This is a genomic window from Nitrosomonas supralitoralis (assembly GCF_003011925.2).
GTDB lineage: Bacteria > Pseudomonadota > Gammaproteobacteria > Burkholderiales > Nitrosomonadaceae > Nitrosomonas > Nitrosomonas supralitoralis.
Genome location: NZ_PXXU01000107.1, coordinates 1 through 4,083, shown reverse-complemented (window position 1 = coordinate 4,083; position 4,083 = coordinate 1). Strand labels below are relative to the sequence as shown.

General features: G+C 40.5%; 4 protein-coding genes. 2 read left to right on the top strand and 2 right to left on the bottom strand.

The features are described from left to right. Window positions 1-1,379: 1,379 nt before the first annotated feature. Window positions 1,380-1,664 carry a hypothetical protein gene (locus tag C7H79_RS17765; protein WP_147383656.1) on the bottom strand — a complete coding sequence of 95 codons (285 nt, stop codon included), beginning with the start codon at window positions 1,662-1,664 and terminating at the stop codon, window positions 1,380-1,382. A gap of 47 nt (window positions 1,665-1,711) precedes the next feature. Between C7H79_RS17765 and C7H79_RS16525 the strand changes: the two genes are divergently transcribed. Together C7H79_RS16525 and C7H79_RS16520 are read left to right on the top strand one after the other, a co-directional pair. After that, a complete protein-coding gene (locus tag C7H79_RS16525; protein WP_172592495.1) occupies window positions 1,712-3,031 on the top strand; it encodes an OprO/OprP family phosphate-selective porin in 1,320 nt (439 codons plus the stop codon). A 123-nt stretch (window positions 3,032-3,154) separates the two neighbouring features. Then, entirely contained in the window at window positions 3,155-3,397 is a 243-nt protein-coding gene (locus tag C7H79_RS16520) for a sulfurtransferase TusA family protein (protein WP_106708342.1), read from the top strand. Window positions 3,398-3,591: 194 nt separating this feature from the next. Here the strand turns inward: C7H79_RS16520 and C7H79_RS16515 are convergent, their stop codons facing one another. Next, on the bottom strand, window positions 3,592-3,978 hold the full coding sequence (locus C7H79_RS16515; RefSeq protein WP_106708341.1) for a hypothetical protein: 387 nt from the start codon (window positions 3,976-3,978) through the stop codon (window positions 3,592-3,594). Between the last annotated feature and the right edge of the window lie 105 nt (window positions 3,979-4,083).

The following is a 4,083-nucleotide window of genomic DNA, read 5'->3' as shown; positions in this document are numbered from 1 at the left end:
CATAAAATCCAAGTCTGTTCTGCTGAAATTTGCCATTTTATGTTACCCCCATAATTGTCTTTGAATTTAGCAAGTTAAACACCTTCCGTACTGTGTCGACTAACTACACTAAAATAAAAAAGCTATTGATTACTCAATCTTTTTCTTCGGTTTATGTTCAGAACCTCTTATCCTGTCGTCCTTAGTTTTTTTATTCGCCTCTGCATTTTTTGCAATGGGATAATAGTCTTGTCGCTTTCATAAGATAAATGACAGATCGCAGCAATTTGATAGTAGTGTTGAACTATTTACCTTGATATGTAGGCATAGGAATATTCATTCCCAGATACGGAAGGGTTATATTTCATGCATCAAAAGTGATGAACAGGCTACTAGCTAGTCGCCCCAGAAATTATCCAAGGCTTGTTGCGATGGCGATTGAAATTGCCGGAGAATGATTACAGTGCGAAACTTCCTTGCACTTAATGCCCGAAGTTTCATCGATGTGCTGCTTTATTACCCTACAAATAATGAAATCCATTCGAGGTGTGTCAGCAATCTAGCAGTGTACTGCGTCCCTAATTAGATTAGATACTGACTTTTGCGCGAAGTTAAAATGGCCGGTGCAGCCAAAATCGTCGCATTCGTTGTTTTGAAAAACTCACGCCGTGATTCAGTGGTTGGAGATTCCGAATCAATGGTATTTCCCTGATTAGACTAATATTCTCAAATTTCATGATTTATTCCCTCTATAAGTTATTTACCTAAAGTTCACACTGAGTGTGTTTTGACTCTAGATAACTTAAATTGATATCCATAAAATTAAGTACTTGTTAATGGGTAACTGTCCTCTTTTAATATTCTTTTAAGCGAATATCTTTTTTATAGTATTCACAAATTGATCACAAGATAAAGTGACATGCTTACTGTTTGTGCCCCATTGCATGTAGGAATATTCCTTCACATAGAGGAAAATAGGAATACTGATTTTCAGTTAAATCGAATAGATGTATACAGACTGCTAACTCTGAAAAGGGCAGCAGAAATATCTTTGAGTTACCGGGAAGGGAAAAATGAAATAAATTGCTGAAATCAATGCTAACCTTGCCTATTATTAATTTTTTGACTTTATCTTTTAGATCATTGTATAAATATTCACAAATACCTCACAATCTAAGTTGACAAGTCGCGCCAGTTGGGTGGTTGCAATGTACTAAGTTTGTCCTGGTTTTGTACTGGTTTCAGGAAGGCCTTATTTCACACAGCTTTTTGTGTTCTTTATCACTTGAGCATGCACATAAGAGATTTATAATGTCATTAGAGGTGAACAAGCATATAACAAACAAAACGATCGATTCTGAATTCCGCGCTGGAATTTAAGAAAGATGCAGCAAAATCAGTTATTGAGAAAGGCTATGCTCACTAGCAAGCGGCAGTTCATCTGGGTATTTCCTTAAGCGCCATTTTATGCGTGGGTCAAGAAACCAGGAGATACCGAAGTCAAGTCGCGTCAGATTTTTGATGAGCATAAGCAAATCTATGGCTATCACGGCTATCAGATGCGTTGGGCGATGTGGGCATAAAGTCGGGGTATTCTCCAGTGCGCCAATTAATGGCTCGACTGGGGTTGAAAGTACGCTATCCCAATCAGGTGTCGTGCAAATTCCTGGCCAGACTTCCAGCACTAACTATAAGTAGTGATGCAGCGTCACATCAATAAATAGGTAATCTCTTGTTAATAAATATTTTTATTACGATAGCGTTTGTTTGTTATGTGGGTTCGGCAGCTTATGCTCAAGAAGATATCCCAGACCGGTTACAGCCGGTGATCACAAAGAAATCTTCGGAAAGCAATCAAAGAAAAACAGGATTTTTCGTTACAGATTCCGGCACAGGATATCGATGGAGTCATGGTAAAAATGAAATACGCTTAGGAGGGTTTATTCAAGCCGACTCACGTACCTATTTTGATGATGCGGACAACACAGGTAATGATAATTTCTCCCTGCGTCGCATTCGACCGGTGCTTGAAGTCAGGTTTGGTGATATTTACAGCTTTTACATTATGTCTGGCCTTGAATCGAATCCAGGGATTCTGGATGCTTTTTTTGAAAGCAATTTCATCAAGCCATTCAATCTTCGTATTGGCAAGTTCAAATCTCCGTTTGGGCTGGAACGTCTGCAGTCAGCAACTGCATTAGCCCTGAACGAACGGGCTTTTCCCACCAATCTAGCGCCTAATCGCGAAATTGGTGCGCAAATTTTTGGCGATGTTCTCTGGAATACTACTGAATATCAGATTGGCATATTTAGCGGAAATGTTGATAACAGTTCAGGATTGCGCGATAGTGTTATTAATTCAAACAGCAGCGGTATTGATTTTGTTGCACGCTTTTTTTTTCATCCACTAAAACATGTTCAAACCGAATATCTCCAGGGATTGGGATTGGGTGTTGCATATAGTTATGGAACACAACATGGTAATGCGCAACCGGGGGAAGCAAACCTGCCAACCTTCATATCACCGGGTCAGCAGTTGATTGCATCGTACGCACGGGGTGCATTCTCTGACGGCAGCCGCGAACGAATTGGTCCGCAGCTTTTTTACCACTCTGGTCCGTTTGGGATCATGGGGGAATATACAATTTCCCAACAGAATATCAAGATTGGAGCTACCAGCGATAAAGTTACAAATGATGCTTTCCAAGTGCAATTATCATGGGTAATCTTTAATGGCGACGCTTCTTTTCGCAGAGTGCAGCCTCACCATCCGGTAACGCTTGAAAATATTAGTGCGTTAGGAGCTTTACAATTGGTCACACGCTACTCGGAGCTCAACCTGGACACTAAAGCGTTTGCGCATGGCTTATTTAACCTGGATCGTTCAGTTAACAAGGCTCGGGATTTTGGTGTTGGTATTAACTGGTATCTGAATCGCAATGTTAAATTCCAGTTAAGTTACAATCAGACTCATTTTACCCATGGCGCAACTGGCGGAATCAATCGACCTACAGAAAAAATCTTGTTTTCGCGCATGCAACTCGCATTTTAATCATTAACTTAGTGGAATAGGAATAAGAGTGGCCAATCAAAATGGTCATTTTGTTGAGCTCAAAAGCCCTATAATCTTTTAAAACTGATAATGTTCGAATTTAAAGTTTGTAGCTGTTAATTTATGCCATTAGAAATTGAGACAATAGATAAAGAACTGGATGCGCGTGGTTTGGTTTGTCCTTTACCTATTTTGCGCACCAAGCAATTGCTTGCCGGCATGATTAGCGGGCAGACCTTGAAAATCGTTGCCACCGATCCAGGCTCTATAATTGATTTTCAGGTTTTTTCCGAACAGACGGGAAATAAATTATTGTCTATGTCTCAAACATCCGTTGAATTCATCTTCGTACTCAAGAAGCGATAGATAATCCCTACTTAGCAGGCTATCGAAAAACGTTTTCGAAGCAGCCAATGCGCTGGAGTGTGTGGAATTTGTTGACCACGTAATGGTGGTATGTTCCTCATATTCCGAGACTAGAGGGGATAGTATTTTTGTTGGCAGCTTATCTTTGCCTATCTGCATTATGGTTTTGTTCAGTATATCTCGTATTCTTTCCTTCAAGCCCATCTTGCTGTCCGATGCCAGTTGTGCGCATTCAGTTCATAGATATCGTGTGCTTTTATTGCGGATAACGCTTGTTGCACGTCGCGTGTATTATAGCGCGTCGCATAAACTTCTTTCCAATACCGTCCGGTGTGATTTTTATGCAGGGTGAATCTTTCATCGAAGTACGCGTGGTTTATGTTGTGCAATTCCTGTGCGTATTCGTTCCGCCGCTTTACTTCATCGCCTTTTGTCCGTAGTTTATTCGCAAAATTCCCGGATAATTCACTCTGCTTCTGCTGCCCATTTCTAAAAAGTATGCCGGCTTCAGGATAATATTCCTCTTGGTAGCGTTCAAGGGCGGAACGAATGCGTTGATTCCGCTCTGTTCTAATCACCATCTATTCGACATAATATACTTTAATATTTTTACGTTCCTGCAGACCATAACCTGCTTCACATGTAGCCAAAGCGGATGGAGCAAACAGAAGCGTCTCTATAGCAAA